Genomic DNA, 25,699 nt, shown 5'->3' on the forward strand with positions numbered 1-25,699 from the left:
ATTTTTTACTTGAATTTTTGCTAGATTCATCTATACTTTTTTCTTGGTGATTAGAAAAGTGGAGGCGGATGATTTTTGGCCGCAGAAGCAAGAAATCCCGAGAAATCAATGTTTCATTTTTTATCGATAGGGAACGATAAAAACGAGCATTTAACGATAGAAACGAACGCTTATGGCCGCAAGATAGATAGTACATTTAATGTTGGAAGGGAATGTTGTACAAAATGGAATTATGGTACACAGAATATCAAACAAAAAACTTCGGAATCACAGCCAAAATTAAACGCACTTTACATACAGAGCAGACGGAATTCCAAAAGCTTGATATGGTAGAAACAGAAGAGTTCGGCAACATGCTTATCTTGGATGGCATGGTTATGACAACACAAAAGGACGAGTTCGTTTATCACGAAATGGTGGCACACGTGCCATTGTTCACACACCCTAACCCTGAAAATGTGTTGGTAGTAGGCGGAGGAGACGGCGGCGTTATCCGTGAAGTCCTGAAGCACCCAAGCGTGAAAAAAGCGACACTTGTTGAAATCGACGGAAAAGTAATTGAGTACTCTAAAAAATACCTTCCTGAAATTGCAGGAGAGCTTGAAAACGAGCGTGTTGAAGTGAAAGTAGGCGACGGCTTCATGCATATCGCAGAAAGCGAAAACGTTTATGATGTAATCATGGTTGACTCCACGGAGCCTGTTGGACCAGCTGTAAACCTTTTCACAAAAGGCTTCTACGCGGGAATTTCTAAAGCATTAAAAGAAGATGGCGTATTCGTAGCCCAAACAGACAACCCATGGTTCACACCGGAATTGATCACAAACGTTCAACGCGACGTACGTGAAATCTTCCCGATTACACGCCTATACATCGCAAACATCCCAACATACCCAAGCGGCATGTGGACATTCACAATCGGTTCCAAAAAACACGACCCACTGGAAGTAAGCGAAGACCGCTTCCACGAAATCGACACAAAATACTACACAAAAGACCTGCACAAAGCAGCATTCGCCCTACCTAAATTCGTTGCTGATTTAGTGAAGTAATAAGGTAGAGAGATAAAGAAGTGAAGAGGGGTCTGACCCTCGCCACGGTACAGCTTTGAAGTTATAGAGAACTAAAGAGGGGTCTGACCCTCAGCGCGTTAAAGCGCTAAGGGTCAGACCCCTTAAAATAAATATAAATCACACAATGAGGGACGAAAGTGAGATACGTCATATTTTAACTGTTTCACCTGTTGATTGAAGTGCAGGGTGTGAGACTCCTCGAAAATGCTACGCATTTTCTTCGTGCGATACGTCGCTGTCGAAGCCTTCCATGTCCTACGGGAGGAAGGGACAGGGGAGACACCGCAACGAAGTGAGGAGGCTCCCGGACCGCCCGTGGAAAGCGAACACCAGGAACGAAAATCAACAGGAAGTTGACTAATTCACACCATTTTCTTGAAACTACCCCCTCACTCCAAGGAGGAAACCACCCATGCGTTTTGATGAAGCATATTCAGGCAACGTATTTATTAAAAGCCACCCAAGCTTTGAAGATAGCCAAGCAGTAATCTACGGCATGCCGATGGACTGGACAGTAAGCTACCGCCCAGGATCCCGCTTCGGCCCTTCCCGTATCCGCGAAGTATCCATCGGACTAGAAGAGTACAGCCCGTACCTGGACCGCGAATTAGAAGAAGTAAAATACTTTGATGCCGGCGACATCCCATTGCCATTCGGTAACCCGCAAAAAAGCATTGAAATGATAGAAGAATACATCGACAGCCTTTTAGAAAAAGATAAGTTCCCACTAGGTATGGGAGGAGAGCATCTTGTATCATGGCCTGTTATTAAGGCAATGTACAAAAAGTATCCGGACCTTGCTATCATCCACATGGACGCACACACTGATCTTCGTGACGACTATGAAGGTGAGCCGCTTTCCCACTCCACACCAATTAAGAAAGCAGCAAACCTAATCGGCCCGACGAATGTGTATTCATTCGGAATCCGTTCTGGTATGAAGGAAGAGTTCAAATGGGCGAAAGAAGTGGGCATGCACATCTCCAAGTTCGAGGTACTTGAGCCATTAAAAGAAATTCTTCCGACACTTGCTGGCCGTCCGGTTTATGTAACGATCGACATCGACGTTCTTGACCCTGCGCACGCACCAGGTACAGGAACGGTGGATTGTGGCGGCATTACATCCCGTGAGTTGCTTGCATCTATCCATGCGATTGCAGGTTCCGATGTGAACGTGGTTGGAGCGGATTTGGTTGAAGTTGCACCTATATATGACGCTTCCGAGCAAACTGCCAACACAGCAAGCAAGCTGATCCGTGAAATGATTTTAGGTTGGGTAAAATAAGCATTTTATATGTGGCTCTGTTTTTTAAGTACTTGCGAGAGTGCTTGGGGGACAGGGCTTTTTATGTGTTGGCAGGTTCTATATGACCGAAGAAGGTGGGATTATAGAGAACAGTCGGAGAGTACCTATTTGCCCGAAGCTTGAGGAGATTAAGGTGAACTGTCAAATAGAACGCTTCTATACGCCCGAAGCATAAGGAAATCAAAGGAAACTGTCTAATAGAACGCTTCTATACGCCCGAAGCATGAGAAAATCGAGGGAAACTGTCTAATAGAACGCTTCTATACGCCCGACGTCCAAGGAAATCAAGGGAAACTGTCCAATAGAATGCTCCTATAAGCCCGAAGTCCAAAGAAACTCAAGCAAACTGTCCAATAGAATACCTCTATTCACCCGAGTTGTGCTTAAAATCCACCCAAGTGTCCAATAGAAGTCTCAATCCCATCTCCACCCCACAAGAAAATCCTCCAATTTTTCACCCCCACCAACATCCTCTATTGAACTCCACACCCTACTTGTTTTATACTATGAAGGTTATAGAAAAATCGACGCGAACCAGTAAGCGTTAAAGATAAAAGGATGTGGGGCCAGATGGCAGACAATCAAAATCACTTAAAGATGCCGATAAAGGTGACGTTCCAATCGGAAATAATTAATGCGGATAATGACAGGGAATTTGTTGTGTTTGGAGCAGATGGTCAATACTACATAAAAGGTGAGTCAGAATACATCGTCTTCTCAGAAGAGCTTGAAGGCAAAGAGAAGGTCGATTGTTTTTATAAAATTACAGACAAAGAAGTACGTCTGAAGCGCTCAGGGGATATCAATATGTTGCAATCCTTCCGTGCCGGTGAAACGACTGACGGAAGTTACCAGGGTGCTGGCGCAAGGTTTCAGTTTGAAACGGAGACCGAAAAAGTGGTCATGATGAAAGATCCCGATAAGAAACGAGGCTGTTTGCAGCTTGACTATAAATTGAAGGTTCAAGATCAAATAACCGGTCAATACTTGATAACAATCAACTACGAGGAGGAACAGGCAAGATGAATATAGTAGAACAAGTACAAGAACGCCTGAAAGAAGAGATTAAGGCTTCCGTTCTTAAAGCAGGCTTGGCAACAGAGGAGCAAATTCCAGCTGTTGTGCTCGAAACACCGAAGGACAAAGCAAACGGAGATTACTCCACAAATATGGCGATGCAGCTTGCACGCGTAGCGAAAAAAGCACCTCGCATGATTGCGGAAGAAATCGTGAAAAATTTTGATCAATCAAAGGCATCTATTAAAAAAATAGATATCGCCGGCCCTGGATTCATCAACTTTTACATGGACAATACTTATCTTACGGACTTAATTCCGACAATCCTCAAAGCAGGCTCTGAGTATGGTCGCTCTAACGTCGGCAACGGCGAAAAAATCAATGTAGAGTTCGTATCAGCAAACCCTACAGGCGACCTTCACCTTGGACATGCCCGTGGTGCAGCAGTAGGGGATTCTCTATGTAATGTACTCGACAAGGCAGGCTACGATGTAACACGCGAATATTACATCAATGACGCTGGTAACCAAATCAACAACTTGGCACTTTCTGTTGAGGCACGCTATTTCCAAGCACTTGGCCAAGACAAAGAAATGCCGGAAGACGGCTATCATGGAAAAGACATCATTGGAATCGGCCAGGCAATCGCAGATGAGTTCGGCGACCGTTTTGTCCAAGAATCTGAAGAAGACCGCCGCAGCTTTTTCCGTGAGTACGGCTTAAAATACGAAATGAAAAAATTGCAACAGGACTTAGAAGAGTTCCGTGTCCGCTTTGACGTTTGGTACTCCGAGACTTCCCTTTATAATAACGGGAAAATCGACGATGCAATGGCAACCCTTCGTGAACAGGGTCACATCTACGAAGAAGAAGGAGCAACTTGGTTCCGTTCAACAGAATTCGGCGATGACAAAAACCGTGTACTAATTAAAAATGACGGATCTTACACGTATTTAACTCCCGACATCGCGTACCATCAAGATAAACTAAAACGCGGCCATGACAAGCTTATTAACATCTGGGGAGCAGACCACCACGGCTATATCCCTCGTATGAAGGCAGCCATTGAAGCGCTTGGTTACGGAAAAAACGCACTGGAAGTGGAAATCATCCAGCTTGTCCACCTTTTCCAAAACGGGGAAAAGATGAAAATGAGTAAGCGTACCGGTAAAGCTGTAACCATGCGCGACTTGATGGAAGAAGTGGGCTTGGATGCCGTACGTTATTTCTTTGCGATGCGTTCAGGCGATACGCATTTAGATTTTGATATGGACTTAGCAGTATCCCAGTCTAACGAAAACCCGGTGTTCTATGCTCAATACGCGCACGCTCGTATTTGCAGCATGCTTCGTCAAGGGGAAGAGCAAGGTCTAAGCCTAGAAGGGGACTTTGCGCTAGAACACATCTCTTCTGAGAAAGAGATTGACCTTTTGAAAAAGCTTGGGGAATACCCACTTGCAGTAGCGGAAGCGGCAGAAAAACGCATCCCTCACCGAATTACGAATTATACATTTGAACTTGCTTCCGCACTTCACAGTTTCTATAATGCGGAAAAAGTATTAGACCCTGACAACCAAGAAAAATCAAGAGCACGTCTAGGTTTGATGAAAGCTGTTCAAATCACGCTCCAAGATGCACTTAAGTTGATCGGAGTTTCAGCACCAGAGAAAATGTAAGACAAAGACCAAAAAGCTCTCTACTAGAAATTAGAGTAGAGAGCTTTCTTTTGGCCAAAATAACAACATAAGATAAAAACAACAAGGGAGTTTTTCAACAATGAAAGAAAGTTTATTAGCCCTAGCAACAGGCATGGTCGTAGGATTTCTCTTCGCCCTGTTTCGCCTGCCAATCCCAGCACCGCCCGTATTCTCCGGCATCGTAGGAATCGTCGGTATCTACCTCGGCTACCGCCTATTCACCTGGATAGCACCAATTTTTCAATCAAGCAACTAAAAAAGAGAGGGGTCTGACTCTTCACCGCTTTAGAGCGGTGAGGGTCAGACCCCTCTTTACCTCTTTACCTCTTTATCCCTTCACCACTCTACCGCGCCGCCACCCAGACGTTTGACGCCACGAATTTTCGCGATTTCTTCGCATAGTTGCAGTGCGGCTTCATCTTTCCGTTTTGCTTCTATCATAAAGTCCACATCCTGCCCCAAGTCGACTGCCACTTTCAAAAATTCCATGATAAATTGCAGATCCACAAAGTCCGCATGGTGTCTCAATTTCTTTTCCGAAATAGGGGAGGAGATATGTATCTTTGGAATGATGCCAATATCTTTCCACGTTCCATACACACGTGGCAACAATTCCTCCCATGACACAGAACTTGGATTGGCGTATTCATGATGGTAATCAAAAGCAAGCGGGAAACCAAGCTCCTCGCACAACACTAACGTTTCCTCCGTTGTGTAAGTCTTATCATCGTTCTCCAACGTCATGCGTGCCCGGACCTCATCTGGTAACGACAAAATATTCTCACGGAACCTCTCCACCGCAAGCTCCTTGTTCCCATAAGCACCACCAACATGGATATTGATCGTACCCTCATCCTCTAGCCCCATCGCTTTCAACATCTCATAATGGTACACCATATCAATCACTGCATTCTCAGTAATATGCGGTTTATCACTCGTAAACAACGTGAATTGGTTTGGGTGGAAACTTGACCGCATGCCATACCGTTTTACCAAATCGCCAATCTCCTTGAATTCATCACCAAACTCTCGAACAAAGTCCCACTTCACATCAGGGTGGGTGGCAAGCGGAACGATGGAGGAGGAGAAGCGGAAGACTTGAATTTCATGTGCGATGCAAAAATAGATCGTTCGCAAAGTGTTCCGTAAATTTTCACGTGTGACGGCCAATAATTTGTCCTTCTTTTCAGCATCACCCAGCTGCTTGTACCGAGTATAGGTCAACGCGCGGGCAGGGGATGCCTCCCACAACGTCCAAGATTGTGAAACAAATCCAAAGCGAATACGCATCTTACCAGACTCCTTTTCAACAGCTTACCATGCCTCATCTTACAACAATGGCGCAATAATCTTGGAAAGCTTTTCTTTTCCTTTATCCATCCAAGTTCTGTTTCGGATAAACGCAAGCGTCAACTTTTCCGAATTGTGAATGTCCTTATGGATTTCTTGAACAGTCTTGTGCACAAACTCTTTATCAAAAATTAAGCAATTGATTTCATTGTTCAAAAAGAGGCTGCGCTTATCAAAATTGGCAGTCCCAATATCACAAGTATGGTCGTCAATCACGACAACTTTCGCATGATAAAATCCAAGATAGAAACGATACACATCGGCACCTGCTTCTATCAGCGTTGCGAAATAAGGGAACGCTGCATCCATCACCAGCGCATGGTCCGCTTTGGCAGGAACAAGAATCGTCACCTTCACGCCGCGGCTGATAGCGTCTAATAATTCATCCAACAAGGATTCACTCGGAATAAAGTAAGGAGTACAAATGATGATGGAAGTTTCCGCTTTTTGAATTAATTTATAGAATGTTTCCGTCAAATGGCCGCCATTCGTTGGTACCAGTTTGTGCGTAATGGGTCCTTTCGGAAGTTCTGGATAATACCTTTCGCCCCACTCGCTGGTTGGAAAATCACCGGCTTGCTCCCAGTTTTGGATAAACTGTGACTGAAGGTCCTGAACACCTTCCCCCTCAAGTTTAAGATGGTAGTCGCGCCAAACGCCAAACTCCGGATCTTGACCCAAATATTCTTTTCCAATATTGAAGCCACCGACATATCCTATTTTTCCGTCAATCACCGTAATCTTTCGGTGATTTCGCTGATTAATACTGAAAAAAAAGAATGGGAATGCGGGCTTGTGATAAACCTCTACTTCGATACCGTGCTTTTCGAGGTCTTTAATGGTTTCTTTTTTTATATCAAAGGATCCAAAATAATCAAGAAGGAGACGAACCTCCAAACCCTGATCTGCCTTATCTTTTAAAATGGACAAAAATTCTTTGCTCGCATGATCGTTTCGTACCATGTAAAAGAGGGAATGAATGTGATTGGTGGCATGACGCATATCGTGAAATAAATCCTTATACAGCAAGTTGCCATCGGCATAGAGCAAAATCTCACTCTGCCTTTTCGGAAACTTCAACCTTTTGATTTCTTTTAAATGCTTTTTTCTCCCCAGATGTAAATCAAGTGCCAACCAAGCAAACACAAGTACAATCGCGCCGATAATGTAAAATGCAATTTCCATCCTTTTCCCTCCCGAAAACACGTCCATATAGTTTTTACTTATTCCAGCGTTCTTATCCTACAACTAATTACCCATACCCTAATTCGTCGAAAAATAAAGCCGATATTTAAGTTAAATGTGTTGACTGAATGCTCATTCAGTTATAAGATATAGGTAAATTACTAAAGTTCTGAAAATTATATTCTTTCCAAACATTGAGGCTCTTTCGTAGAAAAAAACACGTAAACGGCCGACAGTAAAAGGGGACACGAAAGGAGTGGGAGATGTGAGTAACGGTTTGTTAATTGCCAATTGGATTTTAACGATAATTGTAACCGCTTACGCATTATCGCTATTTGTTTACTTGATCAGAACAAGAATTCAATTCATCAAACTTGGGAAAAAAGTTGAATTCGACAACAAAGTGAAAGAACGATTAGACAAAGTTTGGGTCAATGTTTTTGGCCAGAAAAAATTATTGAAGGATAAGAAAAGTGGGATAATCCACGTCATGTTCTTCTATGGATTTCTTATGGTTCAGCTTGGGGCGCTGGACTTGATCATCAAAGGGCTTGTTCCAAACGCGCATTTGCCGCTTGGACCATTATATCCGGCCTTTACGTTTTTCCAAGAGCTAGTAACGCTAATGATTCTAGTTGCGGTTGTTTGGGCCTTCCACCGCCGCTATGTAGAAAAGTTAGTTCGTTTAAAAAGAGGCTTTAAATCAGGCCTAGTATTATTATTCATTGGCGGATTAATGCTTTCTGTTTTATTTTCAAACGGAATGGGACTTATCTGGCATGACCACGGCTTAACATGGAGTGAGCCGGTTGCATCCTTATTCGCACTCATGTTCAGCTGGATCAATGAAACGGCTGCCATTGCATTATTCTACGTCGGCTGGTGGATCCATCTTTTATTCTTATTAACATTCTTGGTGTACGTACCGCAATCCAAGCACGCGCATTTGATTGCAGGGCCTGCAAACGTATTTTTCCACCGTACAACGAACCCAGGAAAGCTTGAGAAAATTAATTTTGAAGACGAAACACAAGAAACATTTGGTGTTGGAAAAGTGGAAGATTTCACCCAATACCAATTAATCGATATGTACGCCTGTGTGGAATGTGGACGCTGTACCAACATGTGTCCGGCAACAGGCACAGGAAAAATGCTCTCACCGATGGATTTGATCGTGAAAATTCGTGATCACTTAACAGACAAGGGAGCGGCCATCACGTCTAAATCCCCTTGGGTACCAACATATGCGTTCAATAACACGCATGGAAACCAGCTTGCCATGATGTCGGCTGCCGGAAAAGGTGCACAAGAAAGTGCAGCAACAATCGAATACAGCCCGAGCCTGATTGGCGATGTCATCACAGAAGAAGAGATCTGGGCATGTACGACCTGTCGTAACTGTGAGGACCAATGTCCAGTAATGAACGAGCATGTAGATAAAATCATCGACCTTCGCCGTTACCTGGTTCTTACAGAAGGGAAAATGGATGCAGATGCACAGCGAGCTATGACCAACATCGAACGCCAAGGAAATCCTTGGGGTCTAAACCGTAAAGAACGTGAAAACTGGCGAGATGCAGCACCGGAAGTAAGCATTCCAACGGTAAAAGAAATGAAGAAAGCAGGCGAAGAGTTTGAGTATCTGTTCTGGGTAGGATCCATGGGATCTTTCGACAATCGTTCTCAGAAAATCGCCATCTCCTTTGCAAAATTAATGAACGAAGCTGGCGTGAAATTCGCGATTCTCGGCAACAAGGAGAAAAACTCCGGAGATACGCCGCGCCGCCTAGGAAACGAATTCCTATTCCAAGAGCTTGCAACAAGCAATATTGCGGAATTTGAGAAAAACGAAGTCAAGAAAATCGTCACAATCGACCCGCATGCTTATAACATTTTTAAAAACGAGTACCCTGATTTCGGTCTAGAAGCCGAAGTCTACCACCATACAGAAGTCTTAGCCGAACTTGTAAAAGAAGGTAAGCTGACACCAGTACACGAGGTAAAAGAAACCATCACGTATCACGATTCCTGCTACCTCGGAAGATACAACGAAGTCTACGAGCCGCCTCGTGACATCCTAAAAGCCATCCCAGGCGTCAAAGTGGTCGAAATGAACCGCAGCCGCGAAACGGGAATGTGCTGTGGAGCCGGTGGAGGACTCATGTGGATGGAAGAAGACACAGGCACGCGCGTCAACGTCGCCCGTACCGAACAAGCACTTGAAGTCGCACCAAGCGTCATCAGCTCCGGCTGTCCTTACTGCTTAACGATGCTATCTGACGGCACGAAAGCAAAAGAAGTAGAAGAAAACGTCGGCACATACGACGTAGCAGAACTACTAGAACGCTCCGTCATCGGTGAAAAACAAGAATTAGTATCCTAATAGAATAATAGAACCCAGCATACAAGGTGTACGTAGTTCTCTACGTGCACCATATGCTTTTCACCAAAACTGAGCGCTCGTTCAGTTTTAAAAGAATAATAATTGTAAGCGGTAACAAATTGTTTGTTGAATATCCCCTTATTGATTGTAGTGGAGGGGATGAGACTCCTACGGGAGGAAGGGACAGGGAAGACCCCGCAACGAAGTGAGGAGGCTTCCGGACCGCCCGTGGAAAGCGAACCCCCGCAACGGAAATCAATGAGGGTGTGAAAAGGTCATATAAGTTATTAAAAACTTACCCAGTTGCTTGGAGTGCAAGGTGTGAGACTCCAGCGGGGAGAAACGGTTGGTTGAGACCCCGCAACGAAGTGAGGAGGCTCAAACACCGTCCCGCGGAAAGCGAACACCTGGAACGCAAAGCAACTGGGAGTAAGTGCAAATTTTTTAAAAATAAAAAGGAGGAAATCAACCATGGGAAAAACAGTAATCGTTAGTGGAGTCCGTACACCAATCGGCCGTTTCGCAGGAGGATTAAGCGCACTATCAGCCTCAGACCTAGGAGCAGTTGCCATCAAAGAAGCACTAAACAGAGCAAACCTATCCGGCGACCAAGTAGGCGAAGTCATCATGGGCACCGTCCTTCAAGGTGGCCAAGGTCAACTTCCATCCCGCCAAGCCTCCCAAAAAGCAGGCCTGCCATGGGAAGTACGCACCGAAACCATCAACAAAGTATGCGCATCGGGCATGCGCAGCGTCACACTAGGCGATATCCTTATTCGTTCCGGTGAAGAAGAAGTCATCGTCGCAGGTGGAATGGAATCCATGAGCAACGCTCCATACATGCTTCCAAAAGCAAGATGGGGACTTCGCATGGGCGACAGCACCGTACAAGACATGATGGTGCATGACGGACTTACTTGTACCTTCACAGGCGTTCACATGGGTACCTACGGAAACAGTGTCGCAAACGAAATGGAGATCAGCCGTGAAGACCAAGATGCATGGGCATTCAGAAGTCACCAACGCGCCATTGAAGCAACGGAGAAGGGATATTTTACAGATGAAATCGTCCCAGTGTCTGTACCACAGCGAAAAGGTGATCCGATTGTTGTTAGCAAGGATGAGTCTCCTCGAAAAGATACATCCATTGAGAAACTTGCGTCATTAAGACCGGCGTTCGACCATGACGGAACAATTACAGCAGGAAACGCGCCCGGTGTGAATGACGGAGCCAGTGCACTTGTGTTAATGAGTGAGGATCGTGCGGCAAAAGAAGGGAAAGAAGTACTCGCCACTATCCTTGGGCATGCCTCCATTGCAGTGGAAGCAAAGGATTTCCCGAAAACTCCAGGACTTGTCATCACCGAACTATTAAAGAAAACAGGAACGAAGCTTGAAGAGATTGACCTCTTTGAAATAAACGAAGCATTCGCAGCGGTAGCACTAGCTTCTGCAAATCTAGCAGGACTGGATCTGGAAAAGGTGAATGTAAACGGCGGAGCGGTAGCACTTGGACATCCGATTGGGGCAAGTGGAGCACGCATCATCGTTTCATTGATCCATGAGCTGAAGCGCCGCGGCGGCGGTCTTGGAATTGCTTCTATCTGCTCAGGCGGCGGACAGGGCGATGCAATTTTGATTCAAGTATAAGCGAAAACTTTTAGGAGGAATCAGAACATGACAATTCAAAAAGTAATGGTAATTGGAGCAGGACAGATGGGCTCAGGCATCGCGCAGGTTTGTGCGATGGCCGGGTATGACGTATATATGAATGATTTGAAGCAGGAATTCTTGGAGCGCGGGATTGCGGGTATTACGAAAAATTTGAGCAGGTCTGTGGAAAAAGGGCGTATGACAGAGGATGAGAAAGCAGCTGTACTTGGTCGCCTGCAAACAACCACTACCCTTGAAGATGCCAAGCATGTCGACATCGTCATCGAAGCGGCAGTGGAAAATATGGACATCAAAAAGAAGATTTTCTCAGAGCTTGATCAGCACGCTTTGGCTCATACCATTTTAGCGACAAATACATCTTCGCTTCCAATCACGGAGATTGCTGCAGCGACTGGCAGACCGGAAAAGGTAATCGGGATGCACTTTATGAACCCTGTTCCTGTCATGAAACTGGTAGAAATTATTCGCGGCTTGCAGACAGCAGACGAAGTGTATGGCGCAATTGAAGATATGACGAAAAAGCTATCCAAGGTACCGGTGGAAGTGAACGATTTTCCTGGATTCGTTTCTAACCGTGTGTTGATGCCGATGATCAATGAGGCAATTTTCACAGTTTACGAGGGCGTGGCAACACCGGAAGCAATTGATGAAGTCATGAAACTTGGCATGAACCATCCGATGGGGCCGTTGACGCTTGCGGATTTTATCGGACTTGATACGTGCCTGTATATCATGGAAACGTTGCATGAAGGCTTTGGCGATGACAAATATCGTCCATGTCCGTTGTTAAGAAAATATGTGAAAGCTGGTTGGCTGGGCCGCAAGACTGGCCGTGGGTTTTATACGTACGAGACATAAGAGGGTAATGAGGGGTATTTTTACTAGACAGCAGGAGAGGGGACGAATAGCATGAATTTACGTTTTACAGAAGAGCAGGAAATGGTTCGGAAAATGGTACGCGATTTCGCGGAAACCGAAATTGCACCTTTCGTGGAAAAAATGGAAGAGGGCGAGTTCCCTCGTGAGATATTGCGGAAAATGGCGGACCTTGGCTTGATGGGAATGACCATTCCGGAAGAGTACGGCGGAGCGGGCATGGACTTTCCTTCCTACATCATCGCCATCAATGAGCTTTCCCGTGTGAGCGCAACGGTCGGGGTGATCCTGTCCGTACACACCTCCGTTGGCACGAACCCAATTCTTTATTTTGGCACAGAAGAGCAGAAGCAAAAATACGTGACAAAGCTTGCATCAGGCGAGTATCTCGGAGCATTCTGTTTAACCGAGCCGAGTGCAGGGTCGGATGCAGGGAGTTTGAAAACACGTGCCGTTAAGCAAGGGGACCACTATGTGTTGAATGGAGCGAAGGTGTTCATCACAAACGGCGGGGAAGCGGACACGTACATTGTGTTTGCTTCGACTAATCCGGAGCTTGGATCCAAAGGGGTTTCCGCATTCATCGTGGAAAAGGATACTCCAGGATTTGTGATTGGAAAAGATGAGCACAAAATGGGCTTACACGGCTCCAAAACGGTCCAACTGACGTTTGAAGACGCGAAGGTTCCTGTGGAAAACCTGCTAGGTGCAGAAGGGGAAGGCTTTAAAATAGCAATGGCAAACCTTGACGTCGGTCGAATCGGTATTGCGGCGCAGTCCCTTGGTATCGCAGAGGCGGCAGTACAGGCAGCAACGGCCTATGCGAAAGAGCGCGTCCAGTTCGGCAAGCCAATCGCGGCACAGCAGGGTGTTTCTTTTAAACTGGCAGACATGGCGACCGCTGTGGAAGGTGCGAGGTTGTTGACGTACCGCGCGGCCAACTTGCGTGCTTTGGGCAAACCTTGCGGCAAGGAAGCATCGATGGCGAAGCTTTTTGCGTCTCAGACAGCGATGAACGTGGCGATAGAGGCCGTTCAGGTATTCGGCGGATATGGCTATACGAAGGACTATCCAGTTGAGCGTTACTTCCGTGACGCGAAGGTTTGTGAGATTTACGAGGGAACAAGCGAGATTCAGAGATTGGTGATTGGGAAGCATTTGATGAACTGATGGGGGACAGCGTTGAAAGATCAGTGGGCTAACGAATGTTAGAGAGTGATTTTTGCTTATTCCCGAGCTGTTCGCGGCCAAATGTCCGAAGATTTTCGAAAGTTGTCCGAAGTTTTCAGGGAATTGACCGAAGATTTGGCAAAGTTGACCGAAGTTTCAACGAAAGTGTCCGAATCAATTTTTCAAATGGCTTAACCCCTCAACAAAGTTGTCCAAAGGTGCATGTAAAATGACCGAACCACCGGTAAAAAAGCACAAAAAGTGTCCGAAAGCCCTTTTTAAATGACCGAACGGTTTTTTAAGGCACTAAAAATAGCACAAAAACGATAAATATTCGTGAAATTTTCAATAAAACCAGACCACCGCGCCCCGCAACAAGCGGAGCAAGTATGGTGCCTAGAGTCTGGGACGGCGCTAAAAAAACTAACTCATCGGGGGATGAAAAATATGAACTTTTTACTATCTGAAGAACATGAAATGATTCGCAAAATGGTACGCGATTTTGCCAAGAACGAAGTGGAACCGACTGCAGCAGAGCGTGACGAGGAAGAACGCTTTGATATGGATATTTTCAAAAAGATGGCGGACCTTGGGTTAACGGGAATCCCGTTTCCGGAAGAGTACGGCGGGATCGGCAGTGACTACCTCGCTTATTGCATCGCGGTAGAGGAATTATCCCGTGTATGTGCGTCCACAGGGGTAACCTTATCCGCACACACGTCGCTTGCGAGCTGGCCTATCTACAAGTACGGAACAGAAGAGCAGAAGCAGAAATATTTGGTGCCACTAGCGCAAGGAACAAGCATCGGTGGATATGGTCTTACTGAGCCAGGATCCGGATCTGATGCAGGCGGCATGAGAACAACGGCGAAGTTAGACGGCGACCATTATGTCTTGAACGGATCGAAAATTTTCATCACAAACGGTGGAATTGCGGATATCTATGTGGTGTTTGCGGTGACAGATCCGTCCAGCAAACATAAAGGCACGAGCGCGTTCATCGTGGAAGCAGACTTCCCTGGATTCAGTGTTGGGAAAAAAGAACAAAAGCTTGGCATTCGTTCTTCACCAACGACGGAAATCATGTTTGAAGATTGCCGCGTGCCGGTAGAAAACATGCTTGGCGCAGAAGGGGAAGGCTTCAAAGTTGCGATGACAACGCTTGATGGCGGGCGTAACGGTATTGCTGCACAGGCTGTTGGGATTGCACAAGGTGCACTTGACGCGGCCGTTGCTTATGCAAAAGAGCGCGTTCAGTTCGGGAAGCCAATCGCGGCACAGCAAGGTGTTTCTTTTAAACTGGCAGACATGGCGACAACGGTGGAAGCTTCAAGACTATTAACGTACCAGGCGGCTTGGAGAGAGTCGGAGGGCTTAAGCTATGGTTTGGAGTCTGCGATGTCCAAACTATTCGCTGGTGACACGGCGATGAAGGTGACAACCGAAGCGGTTCAGGTGTTCGGCGGCTACGGCTACACGAAGGACTATCCGGTGGAGCGTTATATGAGGGATGCGAAAATTACTCAAATTTATGAAGGAACACAAGAAATCCAACGTCTCGTTATCTCAAGAATGCTTACTAAGTAAGTAGGTGACGGCCAGGATGATGAAAAAACGTCAAGTACATGCATCCGTAAAAGATGAGCGGCTGATCGAGAAGCGCCGCGACCAAATGATCAAAGGGGCGGTGAGCCTTTTCAAAGAGAAGGGCTTTCACCGCACGACAACAAGGGAAATTGCGAAAGAGGCCGGTTTCAGCATCGGCACGCTCTATGAATATATCAGAACGAAGGAAGATGTCCTCTACCTCGTCTGTGACCGGATTTATGACCAAGTAGGTGAGCGTTTGCAGGAGGAACTCGACATGAAGCGGGGGAACCTGGAGAGCTTGAAATCCGCAATTCGGTACTACTTCAGAGTGATGGATGAAATGCAGGATGAGGTCCTTGTTATGTATCAGGAGGCGAAGTCATTATCAAAAGATGCGCTTCCTTACGTGTTGAACAAGGAGCTTGCGATGGTGGCCATGTTTGAGCAGGTCATCCGTAACTGCATGACCGCAGAGGACATCTCGATGAAAGAACAGCAGATTCAATTGGTTGCCCATAATATATTCGTACAGGGTCAGATGTGGGGATTCCGGCGCTGGGTGCTGCACAGGCACTTTGAGCTGGATGCCTATATCGAGGGCCAAATTGAACTTTTAGTGCACGGACTTACAAAGGGGGAGAATGTGAAACATGGAAGTTTATCGTCCAATTAACCATATTCGTTTTGTAACAGCTTCAAGTCTTTTTGACGGGCATGACGCCTCGATTAACATCATGCGCCGCATCATTCAGGCGAGCGGTGCCGAGGTCATTCACCTTGGCCACAACCGCTCCGTTGAGGAAATTGTGAACGCGGCGATCCAGGAGGATGTGCAGGGGATTGCGATTTCCTCGTATCAGGGCGGACATGTTGAATATTTTAAATATATGTATGACTTGTTGAAGGAGAAGGGTGCGTCTCATATCCGCATTTACGGCGGTGGCGGCGGGGTCATCATTCCTTCTGAGATAAAAGAACTGCATGCATACGGGATTGCTCGTATCTTTTCGCCGGAAGACGGCAGGGAGCATGGACTGCAAGGAATGATCAACTCAATGCTGAAGGAATGTGACTTTGTGACGGTCAAATCCCTTGGCGATGAGGTGGAGCGTCTGGATGCCGATAACCATCAGGCGATTGCCAAACTTATTACGTTGTCCGAACTGCAGGTGACTTCTGATGAAGAGGTGGCGGCAACTGCTCAAACGGCCTTGGCTAAGGTAAAAGAAAAGCAGAAAACCGTGCCGGTCCTTGGGATAACAGGTACGGGTGGAGCGGGGAAAAGCTCGCTGACTGATGAGTTGATTCGCCGATTTATCAACGAAGTACCAGATAAAAAAGTGGCGATTTTGTCTATCGATCCGACGAAGCAGAAGACAGGTGGGGCATTGCTTGGGGACCGGATCCGCATGAATGCGATTTTCAACCCGCGTGTTTATATGCGTTCGCTTGCAACGCGTGGATCACGTTCTGAGCTTTCCTTGGCGATCCAAGATGCGATTGCTGTCACGAAGGCTGCCGGTTTTGACTTAATTATTGTTGAAACGAGCGGTATTGGGCAGGGAGATGCAGGAATTACAGAGATCTGTGATATCTCTATGTACGTGATGACGAGTGAATTCGGTGCGCCTTCTCAGTTGGAAAAAATCGATATGATTGATTACGCGGATCTGATTGTCATTAATAAATATGAGCGAAAAGGTTCGGAGGACGCGAAACGCCAGGTGCAAAAGCAGTACCAACGCAGCCGTCTTTTATGGGATCAAGAATTGGATGAAATGCCGGTGTACGGGACGATTGCGAGCCAGTTCAATGACTTAGGGACGAACACACTTTTTGCGGCGTTGCTTGAGTTAATGAATGAGAAGACTGGTTCCTCTTATTCTTCTAGTTTGCCGACGTCCAAAGATGTGGAAAAACAGAATGTGATCATTCCGAATGACCGCCGTTATTATTTGCGCGAGATCAGTGAGACGGTTCGCAATTATCATAAGATGGCGGCTGAGCAGGTCGAATTGGCGCGGAAGTTGTTCCAATTGGATGGGGCGATGGAGGCTGCTGGTACTTCTGCTGGAGGTTCTTCAAGCGAGGAGCTTGTGGCGGCACTTGCCGAGCTGCGCCGTGAATACGAGGAAAAACTGACAAGCGACTCCCGCAAAATTTTAGCTGGTTGGGAAGAGAAGAAAGAGAAATATTCCGGTGATCAGTTTGTTACAAAAATTCGCGACAAGGAAATCATCACGAAACTTACGACAAAAACATTATCCGGCTTGAAAATCCCAAAAGTGGTTCTGCCGAAATATGTGGATTATGGGGAGATTTTGAAGTGGGTGTACCGTGAGAACGTGCCTGGCGAATTCCCTTATACGGCAGGTGTGTTCCCTTTCAAACGTGAGGGTGAGGATCCGAAGCGTCAGTTCGCAGGGGAAGGGACACCTGAGCGTACAAACCGCCGCTTCCACTATTTAAGTAAGGATGACGATGCAAAGCGCTTAAGTACGGCATTTGACTCGGTTACGTTGTACGGGGAAGATCCGGCTGAGCGTCCGGACATCTACGGAAAAGTCGGGAACAGCGGCGTGAGCATTTGTACATTGGATGACATGAAAAAGTTATATGCAGGCTTTGACCTGTGTGCGCCAAGCACGTCCGTATCCATGACAATAAACGGTCCGGCGCCTGTTATTTTGGCGATGTTTATGAACACGGCGATCGATCAGCAAGTGCAGAAGCGTGAAGAAGAACTTGGTCGTGTGTTAACGGTAGAAGAGTTTGCGGAAGTTCGTGCAATTACGATGCAAACTGTTCGTGGAACGGTGCAGGCGGATATCTTAAAAGAAGATCAAGGACAGAATACGTGCATTTTCTCAACGGAGTTTGCTTTGAGAGTGATGGGGGATATCCAGCAATACTTTATTGATAAAAAGGTGCGCAATTATTATTCTGTTTCTATTTCTGGGTACCATATTGCCGAGGCGGGCGCGAACCCGATTACACAGTTGGCGTTTACGCTTGCAAATGGCTTCACATATGTGGAGTACTACTTGAGCCGCGGTATGAAAATTGATGACTTTGCACCGAACTTGTCGTTCTTCTTTAGTAACGGGTTGGATGCAGAGTACACGGTTATTGGTCGCGTGGCTCGTCGCATTTGGGCGACTGTAATGAAAAATAAATATGGTGCCAATGAGCGCAGTCAAAAGTTGAAGTATCATATTCAGACGTCCGGCCGTTCCTTGCACGCGCAGGAAATCGACTTTAATGATATTCGTACAACACTGCAAGCCTTGATGGCTCTGCAAGATAACTGTAACTCACTGCATACGAATGCCTATGATGAGGCGATTACAACGCCGACGGAAGAATCTGTGCGTCGAGCAATGGCTATTCAGATGATCATTACCAAAGAGCACGGCTTGGCGAAAAACGAGAATCCGTTGCAAGGAGCCTTTGTGGTGGAGGAGCTGACAGATCTTGTGGAGGAAATGGTGCTGCAGGAGTTTGAACGCTTAAATGATCGCGGTGGCGTCCTTGGTGCGATGGAGACTCAGTATCAGCGCGGGAAGATTCAGGATGAGTCCATGTATTATGAGATGAAAAAACATACAGGCGAGCTTCCGATCATCGGAGTGAACACGTATAAAAATCCGAATCCGCCTTCTGAGGACGATTTGAATGATATCGAGCTTGCTCGTTCGACAGAAGAAGAGAAGCAAACGCAGATCCAAAATCTTGCAGCGTTCCAGGAGCGTAATGCTACGGAAGTGGAAGAGGCGTTGGGCAGGCTGAAGCAAGTCGCAATCAGCGGCGGAAACATCTTTGAAGAACTCATGGAAACCGTTCGAGTGGCAAGCCTCGGCCAAATCACCACAGCCCTCTACGAAGTCGGCGGCCAATTCAGACGAAATATGTAAAAAAAGAAGCTGGGGAACCTCGAGGAAGCCGGGGGTTCTTCGCTAACTTTATAGAGTTCGACGTGGAGAGAGAAAAACCTTTGGGGGTCTGACCCCCTTTTTTTCTTTTTTCTCTTTTTTTTCGCTATTTTCGCTTTTTTATAGGTTTTTCATTTTTTTGAGGGAAAGATTTATTTTATGCTGGATTAAACATTGGTATTTTGTTTATAATGAGTGGTATGGATTTTTCTAGGAATTGCTATGAATATTGTCTTTTTACATATATAGAAAGGATGTGCAGACATTGGCATTAAACCATTTAACGGCAGAAGAAGTGCAAGAGATGTCATTGATCGAAATCGCTACTGCTTTATTTAACGAACAGAAGCAGTCTGTGACTTTTGGCGAATTAATTACGGAGATCAAGAAAATCACCGGTTTTACAGATGAAGACCTAAAGGGCAAGTTGTCTCAGTTCTATACGGACCTGAACATTGACGGCCGTTTCATTTGTATTGGAGAAAACCAATGGGGACTTCGTGCATGGTATCCTTATGATCAAATAGAAGAAGAAACAACTCCTCAGGTGAAGGCAAAGTCTAAGAAGAAGAAGAAGGCTGTAGATGAGGACGATATCGATGCTGACGAATTCGATGAGTTGGATGAAGAAGAATTAGAATTCGATGATCTGGATGATTATGAAGAGGATGAAGTGGAAGAAGAGGACTTTGACGACGCCGATGATGATGCAGACGAAGATGATGACGAAGAGTTTGAAGAAGACCTGATCGAAGACGAGGAATACGGGCTCGATGAAGATGAGGAAGAAGAAGAAGAATTGGAAGAAGACGAGGAAGAAGACCTCTAATCGCAACTAGTAAACACTCCCTGGGACGAAAAACGGGGAGTGTTTTTTCATAAGGCTAAATCGAAAAAAAGTGAAAATTCGCAAGTTTATTCAAACCTTGACTTTTCACCCCCAACTAGGTAGAATCTTTTTTGGGCTCCTTAAAAAAGGACACGTATAATTTGTTGAACATATACACGCTCCCCTTGCTGCTAATGCTGGCAAGTGGGGCGTTTTTTATTTTATTGGTGAATAAACATTCATATGCTGAACCTGATAATTTAGGGGCAGCTTCATTTTTTCGTAAATGAATTTTGTGTTTTTGACTAATGATAAAAATGTTAAATGCCTCTTAAAAGCATATCCGTTACTTATTATTATTTTCAAATAAAATTATTTCGAGGGGGAGACAGCATGACAAAGTATATTTTCGTAACAGGTGGCGTAGTGTCATCTCTAGGTAAAGGGATTACTGCTGCATCATTAGGGAGATTGTTAAAAAATCGCGGGTTGAATGTGACCATCCAAAAGTTTGATCCATATATTAATGTGGATCCGGGTACAATGAGTCCTTACCAGCACGGGGAAGTATTCGTGACAGGCGACGGAGCAGAAACGGATCTTGACTTAGGTCACTATGAGCGTTTCATCGATATCAACCTGAACAAATATTCCAACGTGACAACAGGGAAAATTTATTCTACGGTTCTGAAAAAAGAGCGCCGCGGCGACTACTTGGGTGGAACAGTGCAGGTTATCCCACACATTACAAACGAAATTAAAGAGCGCGTTTTCCGTGCTGGCCGTGAGACAAATGCAGACGTGGTCATCACTGAAATCGGTGGAACGGTAGGGGATATCGAGTCACTTCCATACCTTGAGGCAATCCGTCAAATCAAGAGTGACATCGGTCGCGACAATGTAATGTACATCCACTGTACACTTGTTCCTTACATCCGTGTGGCAGGTGAGTTAAAAACTAAGCCGACACAGCACAGTGTAAAAGAACTTCGCGGTCTTGGAATCCAGCCAAATATCATCGTATTGCGTTCTGAAATGCCGATCTCCCAAGATATGAAAGACAAGATTGCCTTGTTCTGTGATATCGACGAAAAGGCGGTTATCGAATCTATTGACGCTGAAACACTTTACGAAGTGCCACTAGCTTATCAAGCGCAAAACATGGACAACATTGTCGTAAATCACCTGAAGCTTGAGACAAAAGGCGAGGCGGACATGACAGAATGGACGGCACTTGTGAACAAAGTGAAAAACCTTTCCAAGAAAACGACAATCGCCCTTGTTGGAAAATATGTAGAGCTTCAAGATGCATACCTATCTGTTGCGGAAGCATTGCGTCATGCTGGGTATGAGTACGATGCAGATGTGAAAATCAACTGGATCAACTCTGAAGAAGTAACAGCTGAAAACGTAGACGAGCTCTTGAACAGTGCAGACGGAATTCTTGTACCAGGTGGTTTCGGCGACCGCGGTGTGGAAGGGAAAATTGAAGCGATTCGCTATGCACGTGAGAAGAAGGTACCATTCTTCGGTATCTGCCTTGGCATGCAGCTTGCTTCTGTTGAGTTTGCACGTAATGTCCTTGGATTTGAAGGTGCGCACTCTGCTGAGCTGAACCCGGAAACGCCATACCCAATCATCGACCTTTTACCAGAGCAAAAAGATATCGAGGACCTTGGCGGAACGTTGCGCCTTGGATTATACCCTTGTAAGTTGAACGACGATTCCTTGGCACAAAAAGCATACGCAGACGAAGTGGTCTACGAGCGCCACCGTCACCGTTATGAGTTCAACAACCAATATCGTCAACAAATGGAAGACCACGGATTCATCTTCTCCGGTACAAGCCCTGACGGCCGCCTGGTAGAAGTAATTGAGATCAAAGACCACCCATGGTTCCTTGCATCCCAATTCCACCCAGAATTCACTTCCAGACCTAACCGTCCACAACCGCTATTCCGCGACTTTGTGGCAGCATCTTTGAAAAATGCTGAGGTTATGGCTTAATTAAATTGATAAAAAGAAGGGAAGACCGCACGGATGACGGTCTTCCCTTTTTCTTACTCCTGCTCTTCCAAGATCTCTTTTAAGGTAAAAGCTAACCCATGATAAACATATAACGCCACCATGCTAGCAGGAAAGCCAAACCGTTCCCCGTCGTCTCCGGGAATCAATGGTTTTTTTAGCTTTAAATCAATATGTACATCGGACAAGGATTCAAGTGTCTCTACCCCCTCAGCTGATTCTATCGAAGGCTCCATCACAGTCGATATTCCCACAATCTCGATTCCTAGCTCTTTCAACGCTTTAGCCGTAATGATTGCCTCTTCATCTGAAGAAAAACGAGATACGATTAATGCGCGGTCCGTATCGGTCAGGTCATGATAACTTTCGAGGTCTGATAAAAGGGTAGCGCTCATAAGCGGTTCCGCTCCAGTAGTGGCCTCCGCCTCAACGGCTTTCATCTCCTTCACACCGTGCACATAAATACGTCCATCCCCGACAGCAGCCTGCGCCAAAAGTCTTGCCGCATCCTCAAATGCAAACTCCTCACTAGAACCAATTCTATTAAACACACCCTGCAACTGAGTAGTAAAAATCTTCAACATCTTTAAATCACACTCCTATAACATAAATTATAAAACAAAACCCCAACCCTCATTCCACCAAAACTCAAGTATAATAAAAGCAGTATGACAAAAGTAGCAAAAATCCTAGGGGGGTCTGTCCCCTTTTCGTTCGCGTTTTTCCTACATAATCCGACATCCACTGAGTTGGTGGGAGCCTTCTATATCAAGGGGGAAAGTCCTGCTGGGGTCTGACCCCTTAACAAAATTTTTTTAATGATCTCCCTTCCTCAAAAAATTTCCCGGTCGAAAAAGGAGGAAATAAGACTATTATAGTAGAATTAGGTGGGTGGATGGAAACGTATTGATTATTTTTAGAGATGGGGTGTAAAGGTGGGTCAAAAATTACTGATTGTGGATGACCAGTATGGGATACGGATTTTGTTGAATGAAGTATTCCAAAAAGAGGGCTATCAGACGTTTCAGGCAGCAAACGGGTACCAAGCATTAGATATCGTAGAAAAGCATTCACCGGACTTAGTATTGTTAGATATGAAGATCCCCGGTATGGACGGAATTGAGATCTTAAAGCGGCTAAAAGCAATTAATTCTGATATCCAGGTAATCATTATGACAGCTTACGGTGAATTGGATATGATCCAGGAGTCTAAAGACCTTGGAGCGATCACGCACTTTGCCAAACCATTCGATATTGATGAAATTAGAGATGCGGTCCGTAAAAACATGCCGCGCCAATCGGTGTAAAACACCAATTTTAAAACTGAATATTAAAACATTTTATGTGTTATCGCTTACATTGAAAAACGGCATACTTCAGTAGTTGCCGTTTTTCTACATAGTTGATATGCTAAGTACTGGATAAAAATCAACCGGTAAGTTTTTTCACTTTTTGACCTAATATACATAACTGGTTTCCCGATTGGTCATGCTAGTTTTGATATGGGTGAAATTTTTTTACAAAGGTATGCACGATGGACAAGCCCTTGTGTTTACTACTTTGTAAGAACGGGAAAAACTTTTCGGAGTGAATATAATACAAAGGAGGATGTTATCATGCCTTTAGTTTCCATGACAGAAATGCTGAAAAAAGCAAATGCAGAAGGCTATGCAGTAGGTCAGTTCAACTTGAACAACCTAGAGTTCACACAAGCAATTCTACAAGCAGCACAAGAGGAGAATTCACCAGTTATCCTTGGTGTTTCTGAAGGTGCGGCTCGTTATATGGGTGGCTTCAAAACAATCGTAGCATTAGTAAAAGCGTTAATGGAAGAGTACGGTGTTACTGTACCTGTAGCGATTCACTTAGACCACGGTTCAAGCTATGAGTCTTGTGCAAAAGCAATCCACGCTGGATTTACTTCTGTAATGATCGATGCTTCTCACCATCCATTTGAGGAGAACATTGAAACAACTTCTAAAGTTGTAGAATTAGCACACTTCCACGGAGTATCTGTTGAGGCAGAGCTTGGTGTAGTAGGCGGACAAGAAGACGACGTTATCGCTGATGGCGTAATCTATGCTGACCCTAACGAGTGTGAAGAGCTTGTAAAACGCACAGGAATTGATTGCCTAGCTCCAGCTTTAGGTTCCGTACACGGTCCTTACAAAGGCGAACCGAACCTTGGCTTCAAAGAGATGGAAGACATCAACAACCGTGCTGGCGTTCCTCTAGTACTACACGGCGGAACTGGAATCCCTACGCATGACATCCAAAAAGCAATCTCTTTTGGAACAGCGAAAATCAACGTTAACACAGAAAACCAAATTGCATCTGCAAAAGCAGTTCGTGAAACACTTGCTGCTAAAACAGAAGAGTACGATCCACGTAAATACCTAGGACCTGCTCGCGACGCAATCAAAGATACAGTAAAAGGCAAAATGCGCGAATTTGGATCTTCCAACAAAGCGTAAATAATACAATTTTTCAACAAAACAAGACAACAACTCAACCAACAACAAGGCAACGATATACAGAACCGCCATACCCGGCGGTTTTGTTTCTTTTAAATATGAAAGCGTAAACATATATTCTATATACAAAGGAGAGAATGACATGAAGTTTTTCATCGACACAGCAAACCTTGAAGAAATTAAAGAAGCTCATGCACTAGGACTACTGGCAGGAGTTACGACAAATCCTAGTCTAGTGGCAAAAGAGAACATCACATTCGAAGACCGCCTTCGCGAAATCACAGCATTTGTGGAAGGATCAGTCAGTGCGGAAGTTATTGCACTTGATGCAGAGGGCATGATTGAAGAGGGGAAAGCACTTGCGGCAATCGCACCAAACATTACGGTAAAAGTGCCGATGACTCCAGATGGCTTGAAAGCAGTAAAAGCGTTCAGCGACCTCAACATCAAAACGAATGTCACCCTTATTTTTAACGCCAACCAAGCCTTGATGGCAGCAAGAGCAGGAGCTACATATGTTTCACCTTTCCTTGGACGCTTGGATGACATCGGTCAAAATGGATTGGATTTAGTCTCCGATATCTCAGACATTTTCGCCATTCACGATATCCCGACGGAAATTATCGCAGCATCCATCCGCCACCCAATGCACATTACAGAAGCGGCACTAAAAGGAGCGCACATTGCCACGGTTCCTTACAAAGTATTGCTGCAACTTTTCCATCACCCACTAACAGACCAAGGAATTGAAAAATTCTTAGCTGATTGGAATAACCGAAAGCAATAACCTAGTTGTTCGTAGTGAAAGGCGTGCAGACTCCTGCGGGAGGAAGGGACAGGTGAGAACCCGCAGGCACAAGCCGAGGAGGCTCACGGACCGCCCGCGGAAAGCGAAGCGACTGGAACGGAGAACAACGGTGTAATCAAATATGCAAACATTTACCCTCTGCTAAAAAAATGGCAGGGGGTTTTTGTTAATTTAAGCTATTTTTCGACAAAAGTACTGTGTCGAATATAGGCGGATGGTATCAAATATTACGATTTGATAAAGTTTCATGCATTTTCATATATGAAAAGAAAGTTTTCGTGTAAACTAATGGTTAACGAAAATTTTTATG

20 protein-coding genes are annotated in these 25,699 nt (G+C 45.3%); 17 read left to right on the plus strand and 3 right to left on the minus strand.

What is annotated here, in order from left to right:
- Positions 1 to 224 precede the first annotated feature (224 nt).
- The 5 genes from speE to HF078_RS12030 all read left to right on the plus strand — a co-directional run bounded on the left by speE (position 225) and on the right by HF078_RS12030 (position 5,349).
- Entirely contained in the window at positions 225 to 1,052 is an 828-nt protein-coding gene (gene speE, locus HF078_RS12010; protein WP_010197498.1) for a spermidine synthase, read from the plus strand.
- Positions 1,053 to 1,485: 433 nt separating this feature from the next.
- Positions 1,486 to 2,358 carry an agmatinase gene (gene speB / locus HF078_RS12015; protein WP_060664663.1) on the plus strand — a complete coding sequence of 291 codons (873 nt, stop codon included), beginning with the start codon at positions 1,486 to 1,488 and terminating at the stop codon, positions 2,356 to 2,358.
- Positions 2,359 to 2,949: 591 nt separating this feature from the next.
- Positions 2,950 to 3,405: a YwiB family protein gene (locus HF078_RS12020; RefSeq protein WP_168864800.1), complete on the plus strand. Its 456-nt coding sequence runs from the start codon at positions 2,950 to 2,952 to the stop codon at positions 3,403 to 3,405.
- Entirely contained in the window at positions 3,402 to 5,072 is a 1,671-nt protein-coding gene (gene argS, locus HF078_RS12025) for an arginine--tRNA ligase (RefSeq protein WP_169291382.1), read from the plus strand. Before HF078_RS12020 ends, argS begins: the two co-directional genes overlap by 4 nt.
- A gap of 100 nt (positions 5,073 to 5,172) precedes the next feature.
- Positions 5,173 to 5,349 (plus strand): XapX domain-containing protein, encoded by a 177-nt coding sequence (locus HF078_RS12030; protein ID WP_148987182.1) that lies wholly within the window; start codon positions 5,173 to 5,175, stop codon positions 5,347 to 5,349.
- 80 nt (positions 5,350 to 5,429) lie between these two features.
- Here HF078_RS12030 and uvsE read toward each other — a convergent pair whose 3' ends face one another.
- Entirely contained in the window at positions 5,430 to 6,383 is a 954-nt protein-coding gene (gene uvsE, locus HF078_RS12035; protein ID WP_169291383.1) for a UV DNA damage repair endonuclease UvsE, read from the minus strand.
- A 39-nt stretch (positions 6,384 to 6,422) separates the two neighbouring features.
- Positions 6,423 to 7,628, minus strand: a complete 1,206-nt coding sequence (gene cls / locus HF078_RS12040) for a cardiolipin synthase (protein ID WP_169291384.1) — start codon at positions 7,626 to 7,628, stop codon at positions 6,423 to 6,425.
- Between the two features lie 265 nt (positions 7,629 to 7,893).
- Between cls and HF078_RS12045 the strand changes: the two genes are divergently transcribed.
- From HF078_RS12045 to HF078_RS12085, 9 genes are all read left to right on the plus strand, one after another.
- Positions 7,894 to 10,011, plus strand: coding sequence for a heterodisulfide reductase-related iron-sulfur binding cluster (locus HF078_RS12045; RefSeq protein ID WP_169291385.1), 2,118 nt, complete (start codon positions 7,894 to 7,896; stop codon positions 10,009 to 10,011).
- 471 nt (positions 10,012 to 10,482) lie between these two features.
- The gene (locus tag HF078_RS12050; RefSeq protein WP_169291386.1) at positions 10,483 to 11,661 is read left to right on the plus strand and encodes an acetyl-CoA C-acetyltransferase; all 1,179 of its coding nucleotides are present in this window, start codon (positions 10,483 to 10,485) and stop codon (positions 11,659 to 11,661) included.
- A 27-nt stretch (positions 11,662 to 11,688) separates the two neighbouring features.
- A complete protein-coding gene (locus HF078_RS12055) occupies positions 11,689 to 12,543 on the plus strand; it encodes a 3-hydroxybutyryl-CoA dehydrogenase (RefSeq protein ID WP_169291387.1) in 855 nt (284 codons plus the stop codon).
- 51 nt (positions 12,544 to 12,594) lie between these two features.
- Positions 12,595 to 13,731 (plus strand): acyl-CoA dehydrogenase, encoded by a 1,137-nt coding sequence (locus HF078_RS12060; RefSeq protein WP_169291388.1) that lies wholly within the window; start codon positions 12,595 to 12,597, stop codon positions 13,729 to 13,731.
- Between the two features lie 447 nt (positions 13,732 to 14,178).
- Complete coding sequence (locus HF078_RS12065; RefSeq protein ID WP_060664643.1) at positions 14,179 to 15,318, plus strand: acyl-CoA dehydrogenase; 1,140 nt, start codon at positions 14,179 to 14,181, stop codon at positions 15,316 to 15,318.
- 19 nt (positions 15,319 to 15,337) lie between these two features.
- Positions 15,338 to 15,994, plus strand: coding sequence for a TetR/AcrR family transcriptional regulator (locus HF078_RS12070; protein ID WP_169291478.1), 657 nt, complete (start codon positions 15,338 to 15,340; stop codon positions 15,992 to 15,994).
- A complete protein-coding gene (icmF, locus tag HF078_RS12075) occupies positions 15,972 to 19,235 on the plus strand; it encodes a fused isobutyryl-CoA mutase/GTPase IcmF (protein ID WP_169291389.1) in 3,264 nt (1,087 codons plus the stop codon). The genes HF078_RS12070 and icmF overlap by 23 nt, the downstream gene beginning before the upstream one ends.
- Positions 19,236 to 19,509: 274 nt before the next feature.
- Entirely contained in the window at positions 19,510 to 20,082 is a 573-nt protein-coding gene (rpoE, locus tag HF078_RS12080; RefSeq protein WP_346775340.1) for a DNA-directed RNA polymerase subunit delta, read from the plus strand.
- Positions 20,083 to 20,475: 393 nt separating this feature from the next.
- Positions 20,476 to 22,089 carry a CTP synthase gene (locus HF078_RS12085; RefSeq protein WP_169291390.1) on the plus strand — a complete coding sequence of 538 codons (1,614 nt, stop codon included), beginning with the start codon at positions 20,476 to 20,478 and terminating at the stop codon, positions 22,087 to 22,089.
- Between the two features lie 53 nt (positions 22,090 to 22,142).
- On the opposite strand, the gene HF078_RS12090 is transcribed toward HF078_RS12085, so the two are convergent.
- Positions 22,143 to 22,691, minus strand: a complete 549-nt coding sequence (locus HF078_RS12090) for a DUF2529 domain-containing protein (RefSeq protein ID WP_169291391.1) — start codon at positions 22,689 to 22,691, stop codon at positions 22,143 to 22,145.
- A gap of 351 nt (positions 22,692 to 23,042) precedes the next feature.
- Between HF078_RS12090 and HF078_RS12095 the strand changes: the two genes are divergently transcribed.
- The 3 genes from HF078_RS12095 (at position 23,043) to fsa (ending at position 25,368) form a co-directional block, all read left to right on the plus strand.
- Entirely contained in the window at positions 23,043 to 23,414 is a 372-nt protein-coding gene (locus HF078_RS12095; RefSeq protein WP_029326551.1) for a response regulator, read from the plus strand.
- 309 nt (positions 23,415 to 23,723) lie between these two features.
- Positions 23,724 to 24,581, plus strand: coding sequence for a class II fructose-bisphosphate aldolase (locus HF078_RS12100; RefSeq protein WP_169291392.1), 858 nt, complete (start codon positions 23,724 to 23,726; stop codon positions 24,579 to 24,581).
- A 142-nt stretch (positions 24,582 to 24,723) separates the two neighbouring features.
- Positions 24,724 to 25,368 (plus strand): fructose-6-phosphate aldolase, encoded by a 645-nt coding sequence (fsa, locus tag HF078_RS12105; RefSeq protein WP_169291393.1) that lies wholly within the window; start codon positions 24,724 to 24,726, stop codon positions 25,366 to 25,368.
- The last annotated feature ends 331 nt before the right edge of the window (positions 25,369 to 25,699 follow it).

Source organism: Bacillus sp. RO2 (assembly GCF_012911845.1).
GTDB lineage: Bacteria > Bacillota > Bacilli > Bacillales > Bacillaceae_I > Sutcliffiella_A.

Coding starts and splice junctions, on each gene's coding strand:
- HF078_RS12090 (WP_169291391.1), bottom strand. CDS start 22,691: ATGTTGAAGATTTTTACTACTCAGTTGCAGGGTGTGTTTAATAGAATT.
- HF078_RS12085 (WP_169291390.1), top strand. CDS start 20,476: ATGACAAAGTATATTTTCGTAACAGGTGGCGTAGTGTCATCTCTAGGT.
- HF078_RS12070 (WP_169291478.1), top strand. CDS start 15,338: ATGAAAAAACGTCAAGTACATGCATCCGTAAAAGATGAGCGGCTGATC.
- HF078_RS12065 (WP_060664643.1), top strand. CDS start 14,179: ATGAACTTTTTACTATCTGAAGAACATGAAATGATTCGCAAAATGGTA.
- speE (WP_010197498.1), top strand. CDS start 225: ATGGAATTATGGTACACAGAATATCAAACAAAAAACTTCGGAATCACA.
- fsa (WP_169291393.1), top strand. CDS start 24,724: ATGAAGTTTTTCATCGACACAGCAAACCTTGAAGAAATTAAAGAAGCT.
- uvsE (WP_169291383.1), bottom strand. CDS start 6,383: ATGCGTATTCGCTTTGGATTTGTTTCACAATCTTGGACGTTGTGGGAG.
- icmF (WP_169291389.1), top strand. CDS start 15,972: ATGGAAGTTTATCGTCCAATTAACCATATTCGTTTTGTAACAGCTTCA.
- speB (WP_060664663.1), top strand. CDS start 1,486: ATGCGTTTTGATGAAGCATATTCAGGCAACGTATTTATTAAAAGCCAC.
- HF078_RS12020 (WP_168864800.1), top strand. CDS start 2,950: ATGGCAGACAATCAAAATCACTTAAAGATGCCGATAAAGGTGACGTTC.
- HF078_RS12030 (WP_148987182.1), top strand. CDS start 5,173: ATGAAAGAAAGTTTATTAGCCCTAGCAACAGGCATGGTCGTAGGATTT.
- cls (WP_169291384.1), bottom strand. CDS start 7,628: ATGGAAATTGCATTTTACATTATCGGCGCGATTGTACTTGTGTTTGCT.
- HF078_RS12100 (WP_169291392.1), top strand. CDS start 23,724: ATGCCTTTAGTTTCCATGACAGAAATGCTGAAAAAAGCAAATGCAGAA.
- HF078_RS12050 (WP_169291386.1), top strand. CDS start 10,483: ATGGGAAAAACAGTAATCGTTAGTGGAGTCCGTACACCAATCGGCCGT.
- argS (WP_169291382.1), top strand. CDS start 3,402: ATGAATATAGTAGAACAAGTACAAGAACGCCTGAAAGAAGAGATTAAG.
- HF078_RS12055 (WP_169291387.1), top strand. CDS start 11,689: ATGACAATTCAAAAAGTAATGGTAATTGGAGCAGGACAGATGGGCTCA.
- HF078_RS12060 (WP_169291388.1), top strand. CDS start 12,595: ATGAATTTACGTTTTACAGAAGAGCAGGAAATGGTTCGGAAAATGGTA.